Genomic DNA, 18,988 nt, shown 5'->3' on the forward strand with positions numbered 1-18,988 from the left:
ACACTACGCTATCCGTCCCCGCCGCGTCACGGATGAAGGGCTTCGCTCCGAGCGGAGGGGTCCACGGCCGGCCGCGCGGCGTCTTGACCCCGTCCGGAGAGGCTGCGGACACCTACCGTCTGACCGCCGCTCTCCTCGCCGGTCGGCCGAAAGCCCAGCCTGAGGTAGAAGCCCGCCGGCCCTCCCGCCCCCGGCTCCCAGGTGACGTACGCGCGGTCGCCGCGCCTCGCCCGGACTTCTTGACATACGGCGTCAACCGCGAACCGTCCGTAGCCGCGCCCCTGGGCCTCGGCCGCGATGTTCAGCCACCACAGGCCCGACCGCAGATCATCGGCATCATGGTCGGGCCCCCTCGGAATACAAGAGCAGCCTCAAGATTCTCCGGAGTGATCCGCGCCGGAAACACGCGGCGGACTGTAGCGGGCCGGAGGCAGAGCAGGCAAGCAGCTTTCCCCCGATGTAGTGCGGCTTCACCTGCGCACAAGCGGTAGGCCCTGCACAACTTTGTCCATAGAGGAGAGCATGCGAGCCGTTTCGGCACCCCTGCTACGGTGTGGGAGAGGTCACCCGTCGCCAGTCGAGAAGAGATTCCCAGTGACAAACACCCCTTCGGACACCACGCCATCGGCCGCCGAACCGAACGGGTCACTCTCCTCGAAGATCGACACCACGATCGCGCACCCGGCCCGGATCTGGAACTACTGGCTGGGCGGCAAGGACAACTTCGAGGTGGATCGCGAGGTCGGCGATCACACGATCGCCGCCTACCCACACATCATCGAACTGGCCCGCAACCAGCGCGCCTTCCTGGTACGCGCGGTCACCCATCTGGCCAAGGAGACCGGCGTTCGACAGTTCCTGGACATCGGCACCGGCCTGCCGACAGCCAACAACACCCACGAGGTCGCCCAGTCGATCGCTCCCGACTCGCGCATCGTCTACGCCGACAACGACCCACTGGTCCTGGTGCATGCGCGGGCGCTACTGACCAGCCACCCCAGGGGCGCGACCGACTACATCGACGCCGACCTGCGGGAACCGGACAAAATCCTCGCTGCGGCGGCCAAGACACTCGACTTCACCAAGCCGATCGCCATCACCATGCTCGGTATTGTGATCTTCCTGGCCGACGACGACGAGGCCTACGGAGTAGTCGACCGCCTGGTTGAGGCGCTCCCGTCGGGGAGCTACCTGGCGATGACACATACCACCAACGCCGTTCACGGCGCCGCGACCGACGAGGCGGTCCGGATCTGGAACGAGGGCGGCTCGGACCCGATGGTGGTGCGCAGCCTCGACGGCATCGGCCGATTCTTCCGCGGCCTTGAGCTGGTCGAGCCGGGCATCGTCTCACTGACCCGATGGCGACCCGACGCTGACACCGCTGCCGGGCCCGAGGTAGACGAGTTCTGCGGGGTGGGATACAAGCCCTGACCGGCAGGAGGGGTCGTCGCCGTCATAGGTAACGGTCATGTGTCGACACCTGTCCTGCCGGGCCTCGGCGGTGTGACACTGCGGTGGATCGGTCACGGGGAGAGTGAGGAACATTGGTTGCGGAGCACCAAGGCCGGCAGGAACCGCCGCCCCTCGACACCCTCGCGGCCCGCTTGGAGTACCTGTTCGAGACCATCCGCCCCACACTCGAGGAGCTTGGAGGGTCCGAAGAGCCCGGCCGCAAGTACACAAACAAAGAAGTCGCTGACAAGATCAATGGACAGCAGCCGGAGACGGGAGTGTCCATCAGCGCTGCCTACATTGGAGAGCTACGTCGAGGCGTGGCGTGCGATCCGCGTACCTCGCACGTCCGCGCCCTGGCCCGGGCCCTTGGCGTGCACTCGGGCTACTTTGTGGATGATGCGGCGGCCCACCGGGTTCGGGACCAGATCCGACTCCTCAGCGAGCTCCGACGAATGGGCGTCAAACAGGTAGCACTGCGGCAAGTTCTCGCGGACACCGGCTTGTCCTCGGCCGACTCTCGGCTGGTGGAACAGATGGTTGCCCGTCTGCAAGCCCTTGGCGACAGCCATCGGAAGGGCCGCTGACAGTCATGCTTGTCCTGCGGTGGAGGCATCCAGACGACCGGGGAGAGGCTGACGTGACCCTGCGCCAACTACGAAAGCGCTGCAAGCGGGTGGTCGCCGAGCTGAACATGCCCGAGACGTTCGACATCCTGGATCTGTGCCGGTTTCTGGGAGAGCGTCGGGGACGACCCATCCACCTGGTTCCGATTCGCCTGCCAGTGCACACCGTCTGCGGCATGTGGGTGCCGACGGACAGCTTCGACGCGGTCTTCTATGAGCAGGACACCTCGCCGATACACCAAATGCTAATCATCGGGCACGAGCTGGGTCACCTGCTCGCTGGGCACCGGCCCGCCGCCGTCCTGGAACCCGATGCCTCCAAGCTGCTCCTGCCGGACCTCGACCCCCAGACCGTGCAGCGCTTCCTCGGCCGAGGCACCTACGCCGCCGAGGAGGAGCGGGAGGCGGAGATGATCGGCTCTCTCCTGCTACACCGGGTCCACGACAGTTCGGACGCTGCGGGAACGGAGCCGCCTCGAGACAGTCCTGAAGCCGCTCTGCGCGACCGGCTACGGCAGTCGCTAGAGCACCCCGGCCGGTAGCAGCCGATGGATACCCTGCTCTACGGCATCTGCGCCGGCGCTGGCTGGGCGACCTTCGCCTACACCCTACGGCTGCTGCGACGACACCCAACCCCGGCGCGTCGCGCCCTCTGCGTCTCGTTCGGTGCCTTCGCGGTCGGCGTCACCCTGGCCATCCCACCGCTCGCCGACAGCATTGAGACCGGCTTGGGGTTACCAAATCTGGCCAAGGTACTCGCCCACGGCTGTGCCATGACCATCGCCGCGTCCGCCGAGCACATGCTGCTGTACCTCGCACTGCCGCCCGCACAGGCGGCCGCCCGTACCCGACGCTGGGTCTGGATCACGGCCGGCGCGTACCTCGTCATGGTCGCCCTGTACGCCCACACCCTCGGCTACGACCAGCCGGTTCAGCTGACCGTTGAGTACGCCACCGACCCGGCGGTCTCGACATATCTGCTGATTCTCATGGTGGTGGGCTTCTTCGCCTACTGCATCGATATCTCCCGATTGTGCTGGAAGTTCGCCCGCATCTGCGGCCGGCCCTGGCTCCGACGTGGCCTGCGCATCACCGCTGCCGGCGCTGCGGTCGCCATGCTCTACAGCACCAACAAGATCATCTACCTGGTCGCCTTCTGGAGTGGGCGACAGCCAACCGGCGAACGCGAGATCGCCGCGGTCCTGGTCACCATCAGCGCACTACTCATGATGATCGGCCTGACCATGCCCGCCTGGGGCCCACTGATGCCCCTCACCCGGCGCTGGGACGACCTGCGCGCCTACCGACGCCTCGGGCCGCTGTGGCACGACCTCACCGTAGCGCTGCCCGAGCTTGAGCTGGACCCGCAACTCCGCCGGCCGCTCGTCGCCGTACGTGACCTCGACTACACACTGACCCGTCGCCTGGCCGAGATCCGCGACGGACGGCTGGCGCTACGGCCCTTCCTGGACGCCCGGGCTACCCAGGCTGCCGACGCCCTCGCCGAGCAGGCGGGCCTCGCGGACGACGACCGGCTCGCCACCATCGAGGCCGCCCAGTTGGCCTTCGGCCTGCGAGCGCACCGAGCCGGGATCGCCGCGCCCCAGCCGCATCCAGCCGAGGGCCCACCCCGATCGGCCGGCGGCTGGGCCGGCGAGATCACCTGGCTCACCCGCGTTGCGGCCGCGTACCGCCAGTCCCCGGTGGTCACGGCTACCCTCGACGCCACCCAGCACCTCACCTCCACCGACACCCGGTCGCAAGCCGTTGTGGACCCGCGCCGGTGAGAGACCGTTTCGTTCACCCGAATTCGAGACCGCGGGGCCGGCCGCGACACAGCTGACCACCGGGGTTCACACAGCTACTCGAACGCGACGACATCCTCGTCCTGGCGGCCGGCAGTGACCAGAACCCGACCGGCTTCGCCTTCCTGACCCTGCGGCCACCGGGTACCACGACGGACCGCTGGCCCAACTCGAGGAGCTGTACGTTCGACCTGGCCGGCGGGGCCAGGGCATCGGTGCCGCCCTGCTCGCGAACCGCGATCCACCTGGTCCGCGAGCAGGGTCAGGCCAACCCAGCGGCCACGTAGACGCCAAGGATCACAACAGCCACGACGTTGAAGACCACTACCGTGAAAAGCCGGAGAAAGGCAGCCGCAGGGTGACCTATCGTGAGGTCAAGGAACGTCCCTTCGCCCCCTCTGCCTGAATGCTCCATCATTACTCCCCAGTTTCGGACAAAATACTGCTGGTCTGGACCGGTAGCTCACAGCCATCAGTCCGACCGAACCGCGGGGCCTTCAGCGGCCGCCGCCGCGCACCACTTCAATAGCCGTCCGTACGATGACCTTCACATCCAACCAGAGCGACCAATTCTCGATGTAGTAGTTGTCAAACCGGGCTCGATCGGAGATCGGCGTATCGCCACGCAATCCACTGACCTGCGCCAGCCCCGTCAACCCGACCGGTACGCGGTGCCGCATGGCGTACTCGGGGTGGTCCGCCGAGAACCGATCAACGAAGTAGGGTCGCTCCGGACGCGGTCCCACCACGGTCATGTCGCCGCGGAGGATGTTCCACAGCTGGGGTAGTTCGTCCAGTGACGTACGACGCAGGAAGCGGCCAATCGGGCCGATCCGGGGATCAGCGGCGACGGACCAGGTGGTCTGCGACTCGGTTTCGTCCGCGGGTCGCATCGAGCGAAACTTCAACAGCTCGAATGGGCGACCGTAACGTCCAATCCGTTCCTGGCGGAACAGAATGCCGGGGCCGCTCCCGATACGGGTGACGATCGCGCACAGCAACAGGAGCGGGCTCAGGAGCAGCAGTGAGGTGGCCGCGGTGATGACGTCGAAGACGCGCTTCACCGCGAACTGCGGGCCGGTCAGCGAGGGACGGGTAGCCCTCCGGACGCCGATGGCACCGATGTGGTCGGGAATGCCGTGGCGAGAATCGAACTCTCGTAGCCGAGGGACGACCCACAGATCACAGGCGGCAACGCCGGGTAGGCGGGCGACCCGCAGGAGCTCCTCGTCGCTGCAGGCGACATCGGCGATCAGCACTACTTCACAGCGAAGTATTCGGATAACTTCTTCAAGGTCGCTCAACTCGCCGATCAACGGTTGGCTGTCACTGCGCTCATGGCTTGTCGACGCCACGTCGACGAAACCGGCGAAGTGCAGGCCGTACTCCGGGTAGCGGCGTAGCAGGCGAGCTAGCTCGGTGGCGATTGGCCCGCCACCGACGATGATGGCGGAGTGCTCTACCCAGCGCCGTCGACGGGCAATCACCACCGCCATCCGGGTCAGCATCCGCCCAGCCAGGACTAGCGGAGCCGACATCGCCACGATCTGCATAAAGCCAGCAACGTACTCGACAGAGTCGTGGCGTGCGGCCGCGATGATCGCGACCACCGCCGCAGCGGCGAGTAGCCGGACACACAGTTGGGGCAGCTCATCCAGGAAGCTGATATGTCGCCGCCCGGCGTACAGCCCGCCTAGAGCAAACGCGGCCACGGTGACCAGACCGGCGGCGATAACGCCCTTCCAGTAGTCCTGATTCCACACCAGCGGTAGCACGAAGGTGCTCAGGTCGACCGGAAGCGTGAGCATCCAGGCCCGGAGTGCCTGGGTGCGTCGAGAGGAGGGTGACCTCAGGTAGGGAAGAACCGTCGTCGATGCCGAACGTTGCCGTGGCACAGTCCACACCTGCGGCATGAAATCCCCCGAGTTTTCGCTCCCGCCACTGAGGATGATACGACGGCTGTCGAGTTTGTACTGCCCGTTAAAATCGCGGACATGTCCGTCAATACGCCTCCCCCTGATGTCGAATGCTCGACCGGGGCCCAGACCCAGCCGCCCCGTCGACGTCGGTGGCGACGAGTGCTTTTGATTGTCTTGGCCGCGCTTACCCTGCTCGGTGGCGGCGGCGCGTTGGCTGCAGCACTGTACGCGCGCGACATCGACAACGACATACCCCGGATTGAGGCGTTCGCCGAGGTTCCGCAGGAGGCCCGACCGACGAAGGACACGGCGGCCGGTGACGCGATGAACTTCCTGATCCTTGGCAGCGACACCCGCGACCCGGATACCACCGGCGGCTCACGGGCCGACACCATCATCCTCATGCACCTGCCGGGGGACCGCTCCGGCGCGCAACTGGTGTCCATCCCCCGCGATACCTGGGTGCAGGTGCCGCGGAGTGCAGACGGACGGCGTGGCGGCACGGAAGCGAAAATCAACGCTGCCTACGCCTGGGGAGGCGCACCGCTGATGGTGCAGACCGTCGAGCGCTACACCGGCGTCCGAGTCGACCATGTGTTGATGGTCGACTTCGCCGGTTTCAAAGAGATCGTTGATGCACTGGACGGGGTGGAGATCGACGTGGAGAAGGCGTTCACCTCGACGCATTCCCTGAACCCGGACAGCATCCGCGAGTTCAAGGCAGGGCCGCAGACCATGGACGGCGCCGCAGCGCTGGACTACGCACGGGAGCGATACGCGTTCGAGGACGGCGACTTCGCCCGGATCCGGCATCAGCAGCAGGTGATCAAAGCGATCATCAACAAGGCGGCCTCCGGTGGCGTCCTGACCAACCCCCGCAGGCTCAACTCGTTCCTGCGAGCCACCGCCGACGCGGTCGCCATCGACGAAACCCTGAACATTTTCACTACAGCTCGTGACCTGCGTCACCTCCGTAGCGACAGTCTGAGCTTCTACACCAGTCCCATATCCGGCACCGGAACCCGCGGCAACCAGAGCGTCGTACTGCCCGATCCGGCCAAGGCAGAGGCGTTCTACGACGCGGTGCGCCGCGACGACACCGCGCAGATCGCGGCGATCGGAGCGGCCGGATAGCGGCTGCCGGTCAGCCCTCCCCCGCCAGCACCCGCACCGCGCCGTTAGGAAATCGGACGCAGAGCTGCGTGGCACCGTTCACCTCGCGTGCGAACACGCGGACTGAACCCCTCGCCGGGCACGCCCGGAGTCTGCTGGGCCCGCAGGTCAAATGCCGGCCGCACCACGAGATTCTTGCTGGGGTGGCTCAGTCCGTGGGTGATGTCCACCTGTGAGTTGGCCGCCGGCTGACCGATCCACCCCTGTCCGGTGCCGGCGACGTCGGGCAGACCGGGCTGCGAAAGGGTGGCCCGGATGCTCGACATGCCCCGGTCCGCGCCGAAGTCGATCGCGGCGGTGGCACAGTTACGGATCTGCGTGTCGATGGTGGCCGAGGCGGGCTCCTCGGGTTTGGCGCCGGCCACGAACCGAATACCTATCTCGGTGCCCGGGCCGGCGTGGTTGGCACCCTGCACGTAGCCGGCCAGCCAACGGCAGTCGTTGCGTGAGATGCGCACACCGACCCCACCGGCCAGGTCTGCATAGCAGTTCACACATCCAATGCCCGACGCGGCGAGCTCGAAGGAGACATCCTGCCGGACGCCCCAGGCATGGCAGTTGACCATCAGCGTGCCGTAGGAGTTTCCGGCCATGTGAAACCCGGTGCCGGCATTCTGGAACGAGATGCAGTTAAGAAACATCGAGTCGTGCGGCCCGGTGAAGTTGATGCCGTGGCCCCCGTTGTCGTGCGTACGGAGGCCGGTGATCCGTGCCTCCATCTGGTGGGAGGGGGCGGGCAGGTCGGCAGCGATTCCCCAGTCACTGACCACCCCGTCGGCACCGCAGTTGAAGACGGTGAGGTCAGCGAGTTCGTAGCCGTACCCGTAGAGGCGAAGGCCGTAGCCGACCGGATTGTCCTTCGCGCGGTTTCCGTCCAGGGTGAGGTCACGGATGCTGAACATCGTGCTGCCAGCGCTGCTACGACTTCTCGTCTCCTGCTCAAAACGATCGGACTCGAGGATGGCGGTGTTGGCGCCGGGAGCCAGTCGAAGCATGGTGGCGTCACCGCCGGAGCCGCGCAGATGCACCCGGGAGTACAGGGTGAGCCGACGGGTCAGGTACGTGCCCGGCGGAAAGAAGACGATCCCGCCGGTGACGCGAGCGGCGTCGATAGCCTGCTGTAGAGCGGCGGTGTCGTCGGTGGTGCCATCACCCGTCGCGCCGAATTCGCGCACGTCGTAGTCGCGGCCCGCGGACGCGTCATCGCCCCTGCCGTACGCCAGGGCTCCGACTCCACTGACAGCGAGGACCGCGCCGACCGAGGCGATGGCCCGGCGGCGTGGCAGGGCGGCACGGGCTGCTCTGCCGCCGGGCAGCTCGGGATTCATTACTTCTCCTGTGGCTGACGTGGCCGGACGAGAGTAGGGGTGGGAATCCGTGGCGAGGGTAGCTCTGGTGGCCGCGCCGCCGTGTCCCCGGTCAGCCTGAGCCGCAGGACGAACCACGCTACGACGAGCAACTCGCCCACGGCGAGCAGCAGGAACAGATCACCGGTGGTACGCAGCCACAGCAGCGCGACGGCCAGCGCCGTGAAGGCGATCGTTCGGGACCCGATCGCGGAGGCGAGGTAGGTGGCGGGCGCGGAGTAGATCATGTGTCGAGTGGAGAGCCAGGTGGAAGTCATGAGCGCCGCCTTGTAGGCGCAGTAGAACGCCACCGTGCCAAAACTGGCGGCGGCGAGCGCGGCGGCCAGTAGGCCGCGTAGGTCGGGGCTGGCGACAACGGTGGCGGAGATGCCCACCAGCAGCACCACGGTTAACAGCCGAGCCCCGGTCCGGAACCGACTCCCTCGCCCCACGACCAGGTCTTCCCGGGTAGTGGCCGCGAGCGCCACGTGGAACGGACCGAAGGCCAGGTCCATCGCGCGCAGCACGACGATCGCGTCGGCGCCGGCCAGCACGCCGGCGACGGCGGGCAATGCGATGACGTACAGCAGGTCAGCTGCCGCGGCCACGCAGTAGGTGACCCCGAGTCGTACGCCGGCCAGCAGGCCCGGCCGGATTCCCTCGCCGCGGGGCGACCGACGGCTCAGGGCCCAGGCCAGCACGGCGAGCTGGGCGGGTACCGCCGCGATCTCCAGACGTAGGCCCGCGGTCGCGAAGGCCGCCGTGGCCAGCGTGCCGGCCGCGACCAGTTGCGGCACCAGGTTGGCCCGGCGGCGGGACCGGGTTGCCGACATCGACCAGAAGAGCGCCTCGATCGGTAGCTGCAGCAGCACCGGCAGGACGACCAGAAGTCGGTCGAAGATGCCGCTCTCCGGGAATGTCACCGAGACGGCCGTGAAGCCGATCACGGCGACCGGCAACGTCACCACTGCTGCGGTCCGCGTCGCCCACGCTTCCCGGTCCCAGCCGGAGGGCACGATTCCCGCCGACTGCGGGCGGCCGATCAAAGCCTCGATGAGGGTGTAGGGAATGGCCAGCAGGACACCCTGGAAAGCCACGAAGGCGACATGCCCACTGTCGAGCCAGGATGCCAGCAGGAATACCCCGACGTTCGCCAGCCTGGTCATCACCTGTACGGACAGCTGCGACTGCTGGAGCCGCCGGAGCAGCCCGGTCATGACGGGGGACGCAGACCGCGGTAACCAAAGAGGATCAGAATCAGCATCGCGGCCGCGAACTCCCAGGAGTCCAGGGTCAGGGAGGCCGCAGCCAGGCCACTGACGAGTGCGATCGGCATAGCCAACTCGGGCCGTCGAACGGAGGCACGCGCCAACCGCACCAGCGCGAAGACCGTCGCACCGACCAGCAACACCATCACCACGGGACCGAACTGCAGGCCGATGTTCAGGAAGTAGTTGTCCACGAACTGCGGTGACGAACTGGCCACCCTAGAGTAGGACGCCCCACCCGCCGAGCCGATCCCGTCGCCGAACAGTGGCGCCGCGGCCAGCAGGTCACGCCAGACCGCGAAGCGCTGGAACAGGCTGCTGCTGCCGCCCGCCCCGATCAGCACGAACACGCCGGCGGCCCCGGCTGCGATCAGTCCCATCAGCGCCACGGCCACCAGTCGTCTACCCCGGGAGCGGGCATGCGGCAGGACGAGCGCACCGGCCAGGCCGCCCACCACGAGCAGAGCGCCGGACCGACTGGTGCTCAGCATCAGACACAGCACCGCTGCCGCAGCGGCCAGATGCCACAGCACCACCCGCGGCCGCGCCCGGGGCGTGATCCAGCAGGCCAGGTAGCCGAGCAGGTACGCCGCAGCGAGCATGCCCAGTTCGGCATTGACCTCGGTGAGCCCCGGTACGCGGAAGACGCCGTCGATGTAGCGGACGTTGTGCTGCGGGCTGAACCCCCAGCGGACCAGCGTCGCGGGCCCGATCAGCACCTCCGCCACACCCGCCGCGGCGTTCGCGATGACCAGCACGGCCACTGCGGTGAGCAGCCGCGACACCGCGCCCGATGTCAGCGCGCCGACAATCACCAGGAACGCCACCGGAATCATGATCAACCGCAGGCCGGTGATGGTCTGGGCGAGGCCGTGGTGGGCGACGCCGATGGCGCTCCAGACCGTCAGCACCAGGGCTGCGGCAGCACCCACCTCGACCCACCGCACCGGTAGGCCCCAGCCCTGCCGCAGCACCACGGCGACTGCCAGAACACTGGTTACCACGGCGCTGGCCAGACTGAAGGCCCAGGGCCGGCCGGCGAAGAGCAACCAGGACAGCCCTTCGAGCGGAAGCGGGGCCATGCTCGCCACGAGGACGAAGAGCAGGCCGTACTCCTGGATCGAAGCCCAGCGGGACGGGGTACGGGTCGGGTGTTGTTCAATCATCGTGCCTCGTAGGCGTCGAGCACCTTGCTGACGTGGTCATCCCAGTCGAGCTCCCGGCCATCGGCGGCCGCGGATTCGACCATCCGAGCGTATTCGGCGGTCGGCATTTCAGCGGCCCGGCGCAGGACCGCCCGGAGCTCCTCGGCACCGTTGAAGAGCAGCGTGGAGCTGCCCGCGGCCATCGCCGGCGGCGCGTGTGCGCCGGCGATGATCGGACGACCGGCCATCAGGGCCTCCGCGCACACCAGGCCGTACGTCTCCTGCTTGCTGGGGAACACCAGCCAGGCGGCTCGGCCGAATGCCTCGCGCTTGCCCGCCTCGTCGAGCCGGCCCAGATACCGCACGTCCGGCGCCGCGGTCTCGACCCGCTGCCGCAGCGGTCCTTCCCCGGCCACGAGCAGGGTCCCCGGGCCGTCCCATGCGTCCAGCAGCAAGTCGAGGCCCTTGTGGGTGCCGAGGGCACCCAGGAACAGGAATGTGTTGGGCTCGCCCGGTGGCCAGTCCCGCCGGTTCCAGTCCAGCGCCACGGCGAGGGGCAGGATCCGGCTCGACGGATGCCGGGCGGAACGGGCGCTTCGCCGTACGGTGTCGCGTACCCGCTCGGTGGCGTACAGCAGCAGTACCCGCCGAAAGCGCCGCAGGATCCACGCCGAGCGCGCCCGCAGCAGCGCGTCCAGTACCCGGGAACGCCCCAGATTCAGCATCGCGTTGTTCGGATCCACGACGGCATGGTCGTGCACCGTGTGCACGGTCGGGTAGGCGCGCGAGATCCGGGCCACCGCGGGTACCCCCAGCCCCTGCCAGTTGTGCACATGCACCACGTCGGGCGCGAAGTCGCGTAGGTCGGCCGGGCCGAAACCCGTCGGGTCGAGCAGATCCGCCACGTGTACGGCGACCTTGCCCGGCAGCCGGGCCGACAGGCGCCGGCGATCCGCGGCGGTGAAGATGCGTACCTCGTGCCCGCGCTCGCCGAGGCTGCGGCTCAGGTCTTCGACGTAGAGCTCGGCACCGCCCCGGACGGCGAACGAGGCGTGCACCATGGCGATCCGCATCAGGGCCACATCCGTCCGGCCAGTTCCGCGGTGGCCTCCCGCCAGGTCCGAACGGCGACCGGTTCCGGCTTCTCCAGCTTGTGGAGCGCTTCGACCAGGGCGTCGGCGGTCCAGCTTCGCATCCGAATTGCGGCACCGCCGGTGGCCTCGTGCAGGGCGGGGTCGGGCGAGACGATCGTGGGGGTTCCCAGGGCGAGCGCCTCGGCGGCGGGCAGGCCGAAGCCCTCGAAGTGACTCGGCATCAGGAACGCGGCGGCGCCGGCCACCGTCGCCGCGTACGCCCCGTCGTCGAGCCGATCCAGGAACACCGTTCGGTCGCTGTCGTCCGAAAAGTGACGGGTGCCGCCGGTGAGGACGACCAAGGTGTACCGGGGGAACCTGCGGATCGCCTCGATTGCCAGCTCGACGCCCTTGTGCGGGGCGTGTCCGGTCATCACGACGTACTCGGCGGGGAGCGACGGCGGCGTACCCGGGCTGGGCAGATCACTGCCCGGGTGCCAAACGCCGGCTCGATCGTCGTCCACACTGTAAAGACCCAGCAGATCATGCCGGGTGCGGGCGCTGACGCACAGCAGCTTGGCCGAGCGGCGGATCGCGGTGGCGTAGCTGACCCGACGGTACTCGCGAACGGAGCGCGACAGCCCACGCGGCCAAAGCCGGAACGCGAGGTCATGCACGATCGTGGTGACTGGCAGGCGGGCGCCGGCGAGCGCGAGGGACGGGCTGAGCGACAGGATCTGCCCGTGGCTCTCCCGGCGCAGAGCGGCGGTCGCGGCGGCGATGGTGCCTGCCCGGCCGTCGGCCTGGTGGCTCACCACGATCTCCGCCGGCCCGTCGAACCCCGGCGGCGCGCCGACGAGACGTAGGTCGTGGCCGCTCGGCCAGTACCGGACCAGCTCGTTGAGGACCCGGGTGATGCCTCCCGGCCCGACCCCACTGCCGTCCAGTACGGTCAGCCGGCGCTCAGCGGACGGCATCGTTGATCCACCTCGTCATGTGCTCGGCGAACCGAGCGTGGCCGAAGGCCTCCGCGTGCCGCCGGATCCGGGTCCGGTCCAGTTCCCGAAGGTTCCCCAGCAACCGGGCGTGCACCCGCGGATCCGTGGATTCGGTTAGCAGGCCCGTCTCGCCGGGCACGACGGTCTCCAGCAGACCTCCCCGAGCCAGTCCCACCACAGGGGTGCCGGCTGCCTGGGCCTCGACCGGAACGATGCCGAAGTCCTCGTGGGCAGGAAAAAGCAGGGCCGCAGCGCCCGCGTACAGCTCGCGCAGCCGCTCCCGGGAGGGGCGTACCTCGAATCGGACGTGGCGTCCGGCCCGCCGGCGCAGGCTCGCCTCGTCCGGGCCAGATCCCGCCAGGACCAGCGGCATCCCGGCCTCAACGGCGATCTCGATCATCAGGTCGAACCGCTTGTACGGGATCCACCGCCCGACACCGAGTAGGTAGTCGCGGTCGCCATCCGGTGCGGCACCGAAGTACTCCACGTCGACCGGCGGGTTGATCACCACTGCGTCCCGATGCCAGAACCGGCGAATTCGGTCGCGGACCTCCACGGAGTTCGCCGCGTAGGCGTGTACGTGGCGCCCACCCCACCGGTCTGCTCGCTGCAGGAGCGCGCGGGGCAGCGCGAGTAGCGGGTTTGCACCACGCCCGTCGAAGCCGGGGCTCCACACGTACCGGGCGGGGGTGTGCACGTAGCTGAGGTGGCGGGTGCGCGTGGGATGACCGAACCTGACCGTGTGCGCGAAGGCGTGGCTGGACGAGATCACCACGTCTGGGCTGGGTCGGCCCGCGGTGCGCCACACCAACGGCATCACCGGGAGGGCGAGTGCCTTGGACCGACTCAGCGGCGTGCGGGCCAACCACGTCTCCCGCAGGCCGGCACTGTCGGCGTCCGGTTCGGCCCACAACACGTGCCGGGTCGCGTGGGGGATCAGCTCAGCGATCGCCAAAAAGACGTTCTCCGATCCGCTGACCGCACTGAACCACTCGTGGACCACCGCCACCGACAGATCGGCGAGCAGGTCGGCCATCAGCTGTGTCGCTGCCAAACCGCTCGCAGCGAGTCCCACCCGCCGCCGAGACTGTCGCAGAGCACATCCACATAGACAGCCGTCTGAGTGTCGTCCCGATTCCACCAGAAACCACAGAGAGCCGGGGCATCGCCGGCGGGGGTGGCGTACTCGACGTACGTGCCCGGGGAGTCGGTGGCAACGCCCAACCTACGGCCGGGCTGATCGGCACCGGCGAGGATGCTCCCGGAGTTCAGCGCGAGCTGCTTCCGGTAGTCCAGGTCGGCGGCCTTCGCCTCGGCCGACTCGTATGCGACGAAGTGCAGGTACATGCCGCCGTCCCGGCACAGCACATGAGCCCGCTGACCGGCGCCAAGCTCCGGGCCGCCGGTGTCGGTGTTCGCGATGCAGCCGCTCATGTCGGCGAGCCACGGCTCTGCCAGGGGAGCAGGTCACTCGGGAACTTGGCGCGGTTGGTAGCGACCAGTTCGGACAGGATCCCCGACTGCGGGGCGGCAGCCGGGCCCGAGTCGGGTTCGGGGGCGGTTGCCCGGCCAAGGAAGAACGCACCGACCCCGGCCACCAGCGCACCGGCGAGGACACCGACGAGCAGGCCGCGCAGGAGATTTCCCCGCTGTGGGGGCGGAGATGGCACGATCCGTCGCTGCAGTCCGGGTGCAGCGAGCGGCGCCGCGGAAAACGAGCTCGGCTGTGTGCTCAGGCCGTACTGGTCCTGCCCATAGGGGGCCCCGCCCGCCAAACCGGCGCTCGGCTGCGTGCTCAGGCCATACTGGTCCTGCCCGTACGGGTCCCCGCCCGCCGGCCCAGCCCCCGGTTGCGTGCTCAGACCATACTGATCCCGCCCATACGAGCCACCGTCTGCCGGGCCGGCCCCGGGCTGGTTGGCCTGCGGCCAGTAGGGCGGCGTGGACGAGACAGGAATGTCACGCCGGTCGCCCGGAGCGCCCTGCGCTTGCCCGCCGCCGGGCGGGTGCCCCCGTTCGCTGGCCGCTTCATCAGTCACGAGCGGCACGATATCAGCGCCCATCGAGCCTTCGCGGGCCCGGTGACGCGGCCCTCATCACCTTCCCAGGTCCCGCAAACTCCTTGCCCGTAATGCCCCTGGCAAAAGCTACTCCACAGTGGGCAGAAGAATTCGGCCCCTCGGAAGCGAACTTAACCGGACTGGCGCCGCGCCTTGCCCAACAGGGGCTACCGTCCCGTGTGGCGGGTGCGTGGACGGGCCCGGGCAGAGAAGGCCGCCGCCCCGGATCGCCGCGGGCCGGATCGGGTCGAGGTGGTCGGCGCCGCTTTGCCGCCGCGCTGGCCCAGGCCGCCGGAGGGGGATCGTGCCTCGTGCCGTGGGCCACCGGCGGGTGGCACGGGCTGGGGGACCAACCGCCGTTCACCTGGGGCGATCTCGCGAAGCAGCGCATCCCCTGGGCGTAGGCGGGTCGTGGTCGCGGTGATGCCGGCCTTGCGGGTCAGCGCCCGCACCTCGGCCACCTGCGCGTCGGTCATCAGGGTCACGACGGTCCCGTCCGCACCGGCCCGAGCGGTACGGCCCGAGCGGTGCAGGTACGCCTTGTGCTCCACCGGCGGGTCGGCGTGCACGACCAGCGCCACGTCGTCGATGTGGATGCCCCGGGCGGCGATGTCGGTGGCGACCAGCGTGTGCGCCTCCCCGGTGGCGAATGCCCGCAGATTCCGGGTACGGGCCCCCTGGGCCAGGTTGCCGTGCAGCTCGACCGCGCTGACCCCGGCTGCGGCCAGCCGTCGAGCCAGGGTCTTCGCACCCCGTTTGGTACGGGTGAACACGACGGTACGGTTCGACGCGGCAGTCAACTCGACCAGCACGCCGAACCGGTCCTCGGCCTGAACGTGCAGCACGTGGTGGGTCATCGCGGCGACCGGCGACAGAGTTGAGTCAACGCTGTGCACGACTGGTTTGGTGAGGAAGCGCCGCACCAGGACGTCAACGCCGGAGTCCAGGGTCGCGGAGAACAACAGCCGCTGCCCGCCGCGCGGGGTGCGCTCCATCAGCCGCCGAACGCCGGGCAGGAAGCCGAGGTCAGCCATGTGGTCGGCCTCGTCGAGGACGGTGATCTCGACGGCGTCCAGGTGCGCGTGTCCGGCCTCGACGTGGTCGGTCAGCCGTCCCGGGCAGGCCACCAGGACATCAACCCCGGCCTTGAGCCCAGCGATCTGGGGCCGGGCGGCGACACCGCCGAAAACGGCCATCGTACGCAGCGACAGCGCCTCGGCCAGCGGCGCCATCACGCGGTCGATCTGGGTGGCCAACTCGCGAGTCGGCGCGAGGATCAACGCCCGTGGGCGCCCGGGACGACGGCGGGTGGCGGTCGCGGCCAGGCGGGTCAGCACCGCCAGGACGAAGGCATAGGTCTTACCCGAACCGGTACGGCCACGGCCGAGTACGTCTCGTCCGGCGAGCGCGTCCGGCAGGGTCGCGGCCTGGATCGGGAACGGCCGTTCCACCCCGGCCGCGGCCAGTTGGCGGTTGAGTAGGTCGGGGACGCCGAGGTCAGTGAAGGTCACCGAGTCAGGCAGGGTGTTCTGGCGCGGGCGGCTTGCCGCCATGAAGGCTCCGAAGGTTGAAGGGGGGCCGTCCCGCCCGGCGCTGACCGTTTCGGTCGCGGCGTGCGACGTGGGCATCGAACCCGGTCGTCCTGCTGGAAGGGCCGCACGTCAAGTCTAGCCGAAGCCGTTTCCGGAGCGCGTTGCCCACCGTGGGATCTGCCGTGCAGCGGCTTCCGCGCACCTTCAGCGAGGTGAAGAACTCCCAGAACGGTTCTGCGGGGTTTCGATAGGCGCTGATAACGTGCCGCACGTGGCTGATCGAGCGGCCCGACGTCTTCGCCGCCGCCAACCGGGCGGCATTCCCGGAGGACCTGATCCCGTTGGCGGAGCCGTGGCTCGCCGACATGAGCAGCTGCGCCGCGAACACCGATGACGGCGGCCTGGCCCTCGGCCCCGGCGAGCGCACCCACGTGCTGTGCCGGGACGGCGGCATGTACCTGCACTTTGTCGCGTATCAGTCGGCTGAGGGGCGCGCTACGGACTTGAGTTTCCGGCAGCGGATCGCCCGCAGTTCGGCGAGCGACCGGCCCGATGCGGAGGAGCCCGGCGACAACTGGGTGGCGTCACCGGGGCTGCGGGCATGTACGTCGAGTACACCACCCCGACCGGCGAAATCCCGTCTCTCTGCGGCATCTGGTGGAACCCGGACGGCACCGATACCGCTGTCCTTGTCGACGTGCCCTGCGACAGCCTCGGTGGCAACTGGGACTCGCTGCGACCCGTCTGGCAACGACACAGTTGATCGCAGCCAACTCGCCCGTCGACAACCGGCGCGGCGGGTTGCGGGGCAACCGGCGACACAGGCACCCCGGCGCAGCGGGGCCAACGGGGCAACCGGGCTGATTAACTCGTTAGGGTGCCCCGCACCAGGCTGTCGCCGGAGTGGGCGGTGTTGTTGTCGTAACCCTCGGCGGAGATGTCCACCACCGAGTACCGCTCGAGGTCGGCGTTTGGGGGCAGCGGCAGCAGCGCGTCGGTGTCGCCACCGAGCACCCCAACCGAAAACATCTCCATGGTTTCGGGATCGATCAACCACACCTCGTAGTAACCCGACACATCGGGAAGATTCACCACATGCAGGTGGAGTTGCCCGTTGTCGAAGACCCGGGCCGCGCCGTTAACCTCTGGCGGGGTCTCACCGAACGCCGCGAGCGACGCGCTGGCCCGTACTGTCTGCTGCTGCGGCGGCGCGGGCTCGGGCTCCGTCCCACCCAGCACCACGGCGGTGCCCACCACGCCGAGGATCGCGGCCGCCGCCGCGGTCGCGACGGTCGTCATCCAGCCCGACCACCGGGCCCGCTTTCGCGCCGGTGGTGACAGGACCCGCGCGGGTGGATCGGCGAAGGTGTCGGGGGCGGTGACCGGCCGACGCGGCTCCACGAGCGTGGGCAGCCGCTCGGCCGCCCGAATCTCCGCGACGATGCCCTGCCACAGGTGGTCCGGGGGGTCGGGGAGGTCGTGCAGACCCTGTCCCTCAGCACTCAGATCGGCGACGCGCCGAAGGTTCTCCAACTCGGACCGGCAGTGCTCGCAGCCCGCGAGGTAGGCGCGCTCTTCGTTGTCCGCCTCACTCTCACCGAGCGCCAGGAAGACCAGCCGGTCGTGGTCCATGTGTTGCACCGTCCACCTCCCATCTGCGTTTCAGGCACTGCATGCCACGCCGAATGTGACTCTTCACTGTGCCGAGCGGCACGCCGGTCATGGTCGCTATCTGATGGTGGGTCAGGTCGTCGAAGAACGCCAACTCCAGCATGCGTCGTTGCTCACCGGGGAGGCGCGCCAACTCGTCGGCCACCACCAGCCGGTCAACCACGTTGTCCGGGTCGGAGCGGGTCGGGGTGGGATCCGGATGCTGACGCACCGTCTCGACCACCCGGGCCTCCCGGGCGGAAGCCCGGAGCCGGTCGATCACCTTACGGCGGCCGATGCCGAGCAGCCAGCCGATCAGGGACCCCTTCGTCGGATCGAAGGTCTCCCGCCCCAGCCAGGCAGCAACGAAAGTCGCCTGCGTCACATCCTCGGCGTCGCTGCGATTCGACAGCGTGCTGATGGCCAGGTGCAGCACCGCCCGGCCGAACCGGTCGTACGCCTCCCGCAGTGCCGCCTCATCGCCGGAGCGGAAGCGGGCGGCCAGGTCGTCCTCCGGTGGGCCCGGGGGTTCCTGCGGTGCCGCCGCCGTCACCGGACGGGTCGCCTTCTGTGGGGCATGCCTGACTGTAACCCCCACAGCCCTCGCCTCACTCCCCTTAGTACTCCAGCAGGAGATCCGTTCGGACCTGCTGGAGCTGTGTGGTTTTGTCCGTGAGCATGGAGCAGCCACCGCTGAGTCTTGTGGTTGTGTGGACCAAAGATGCGGCGGTGGCTGCCGCCTACAGGGTAGACGTCCAGCGGTGGTCTGGGCTGTTCGACGAGCTGATGGACGTGGTCGGGTCCTGCTTCGGTCGGCCTGAGCCCCGCCGGCGGGTGCGGGACTTCCTGGCCGGGCTGCTGGCGCCGTTGCCGACGAAGAACTGTTGGACGATCGCGGAGCATGCCGGTGACGACGGCCCGGGTGGCATGCAGGATCT

The 18,988-nt window shown here is 68.7% G+C and carries 17 protein-coding genes and 3 pseudogenes; 8 read left to right on the forward strand and 12 right to left on the reverse strand.

Features of this window, described 5'->3' with window-relative positions:
* Positions 1-26: 26 nt before the first annotated feature.
* Positions 27-359: a GNAT family N-acetyltransferase gene (locus K228_RS29580; protein WP_342667122.1), complete on the reverse strand. Its 333-nt coding sequence runs from the start codon at positions 357-359 to the stop codon at positions 27-29.
* Positions 360-594: 235 nt separating this feature from the next.
* Here K228_RS29580 and K228_RS0116255 point away from each other — a divergent pair, with 235 nt between their 5' ends.
* The 5 genes from K228_RS0116255 (at position 595) to K228_RS29585 (ending at position 4,292) form a co-directional block, all read left to right on the forward strand.
* Positions 595-1,434: an SAM-dependent methyltransferase gene (locus K228_RS0116255; RefSeq protein ID WP_025619385.1), complete on the forward strand. Its 840-nt coding sequence runs from the start codon at positions 595-597 to the stop codon at positions 1,432-1,434.
* A gap of 113 nt (positions 1,435-1,547) precedes the next feature.
* Entirely contained in the window at positions 1,548-2,042 is a 495-nt protein-coding gene (locus K228_RS0116260) for a hypothetical protein (protein ID WP_025619386.1), read from the forward strand.
* Positions 2,043-2,095: 53 nt separating this feature from the next.
* Positions 2,096-2,623 (forward strand): hypothetical protein, encoded by a 528-nt coding sequence (locus K228_RS0116265; RefSeq protein WP_025619387.1) that lies wholly within the window; start codon positions 2,096-2,098, stop codon positions 2,621-2,623.
* Between the two features lie 6 nt (positions 2,624-2,629).
* The gene (locus K228_RS0116270; protein WP_025619388.1) at positions 2,630-3,868 is read left to right on the forward strand and encodes an MAB_1171c family putative transporter; all 1,239 of its coding nucleotides are present in this window, start codon (positions 2,630-2,632) and stop codon (positions 3,866-3,868) included.
* Between the two features lie 196 nt (positions 3,869-4,064).
* Positions 4,065-4,292, forward strand: a complete 228-nt coding sequence (locus K228_RS29585; RefSeq protein WP_245603497.1) for a GNAT family N-acetyltransferase — start codon at positions 4,065-4,067, stop codon at positions 4,290-4,292.
* Positions 4,293-4,383: 91 nt separating this feature from the next.
* Here the strand turns inward: K228_RS29585 and K228_RS0116280 are convergent, their stop codons facing one another.
* Positions 4,384-5,694 (reverse strand): sugar transferase, encoded by a 1,311-nt coding sequence (locus tag K228_RS0116280; RefSeq protein ID WP_025619389.1) that lies wholly within the window; start codon positions 5,692-5,694, stop codon positions 4,384-4,386.
* A 270-nt stretch (positions 5,695-5,964) separates the two neighbouring features.
* Between K228_RS0116280 and K228_RS0116285 the strand changes: the two genes are divergently transcribed.
* Positions 5,965-6,939, forward strand: coding sequence for an LCP family protein (locus K228_RS0116285; RefSeq protein ID WP_245603489.1), 975 nt, complete (start codon positions 5,965-5,967; stop codon positions 6,937-6,939).
* Between the two features lie 44 nt (positions 6,940-6,983).
* Here the strand turns inward: K228_RS0116285 and K228_RS25725 are convergent, their stop codons facing one another.
* From K228_RS25725 to K228_RS0116325, 8 genes and pseudogenes are all read right to left on the reverse strand, one after another.
* On the reverse strand, positions 6,984-8,306 hold the full coding sequence (locus K228_RS25725) for a glycoside hydrolase family 55 protein (protein ID WP_245603490.1): 1,323 nt from the start codon (positions 8,304-8,306) through the stop codon (positions 6,984-6,986).
* On the reverse strand, positions 8,306-9,541 hold the full coding sequence (locus K228_RS0116295; protein WP_025619391.1) for a hypothetical protein: 1,236 nt from the start codon (positions 9,539-9,541) through the stop codon (positions 8,306-8,308). The genes K228_RS25725 and K228_RS0116295 overlap by 1 nt, the downstream gene beginning before the upstream one ends.
* Complete coding sequence (locus K228_RS0116300; RefSeq protein ID WP_025619392.1) at positions 9,538-10,758, reverse strand: O-antigen ligase family protein; 1,221 nt, start codon at positions 10,756-10,758, stop codon at positions 9,538-9,540. The genes K228_RS0116295 and K228_RS0116300 overlap by 4 nt, the downstream gene beginning before the upstream one ends.
* Positions 10,755-11,810, reverse strand: coding sequence for a glycosyltransferase (locus K228_RS0116305; RefSeq protein ID WP_245603491.1), 1,056 nt, complete (start codon positions 11,808-11,810; stop codon positions 10,755-10,757). The genes K228_RS0116300 and K228_RS0116305 overlap by 4 nt, the downstream gene beginning before the upstream one ends.
* Complete coding sequence (locus K228_RS0116310; protein ID WP_025619394.1) at positions 11,810-12,787, reverse strand: glycosyltransferase; 978 nt, start codon at positions 12,785-12,787, stop codon at positions 11,810-11,812. The genes K228_RS0116305 and K228_RS0116310 overlap by 1 nt, the downstream gene beginning before the upstream one ends.
* Positions 12,774-13,862, reverse strand: a complete 1,089-nt coding sequence (locus tag K228_RS0116315) for a glycosyltransferase (RefSeq protein ID WP_245603492.1) — start codon at positions 13,860-13,862, stop codon at positions 12,774-12,776. Before K228_RS0116315 ends, K228_RS0116310 begins: the two co-directional genes overlap by 14 nt.
* A pseudogene (locus K228_RS30415) lies at positions 13,844-14,607 on the reverse strand (hypothetical protein). Before K228_RS30415 ends, K228_RS0116315 begins: the two are co-directional and overlap by 19 nt.
* A gap of 428 nt (positions 14,608-15,035) precedes the next feature.
* Positions 15,036-16,421, reverse strand: a complete 1,386-nt coding sequence (locus tag K228_RS0116325; protein ID WP_025619396.1) for a DEAD/DEAH box helicase — start codon at positions 16,419-16,421, stop codon at positions 15,036-15,038.
* A 281-nt stretch (positions 16,422-16,702) separates the two neighbouring features.
* Between K228_RS0116325 and K228_RS25735 the strand changes: the two are divergent.
* Positions 16,703-17,163 (forward strand): annotated as a pseudogene (locus tag K228_RS25735) (hypothetical protein); the annotation flags it as partial.
* Between the two features lie 101 nt (positions 17,164-17,264).
* Here the strand turns inward: K228_RS25735 and K228_RS0116335 are convergent.
* Together K228_RS0116335 and K228_RS0116340 are read right to left on the reverse strand one after the other, a co-directional pair.
* A complete protein-coding gene (locus K228_RS0116335; RefSeq protein WP_029723645.1) occupies positions 17,265-18,041 on the reverse strand; it encodes an anti-sigma factor in 777 nt (258 codons plus the stop codon).
* Positions 17,995-18,603: an RNA polymerase sigma factor gene (locus K228_RS0116340; RefSeq protein ID WP_025619398.1), complete on the reverse strand. Its 609-nt coding sequence runs from the start codon at positions 18,601-18,603 to the stop codon at positions 17,995-17,997. The genes K228_RS0116335 and K228_RS0116340 overlap by 47 nt, the downstream gene beginning before the upstream one ends.
* A 176-nt stretch (positions 18,604-18,779) precedes the next feature.
* Here K228_RS0116340 and K228_RS29600 point away from each other — a divergent pair.
* A pseudogene (locus K228_RS29600) lies at positions 18,780-18,988 on the forward strand (IS701 family transposase); the annotation flags it as partial.

The sequence above is a fragment of the Salinispora cortesiana genome, from assembly GCF_000484695.1.
GTDB classification, from domain to species: domain Bacteria; phylum Actinomycetota; class Actinomycetes; order Mycobacteriales; family Micromonosporaceae; genus Micromonospora; species Micromonospora cortesiana.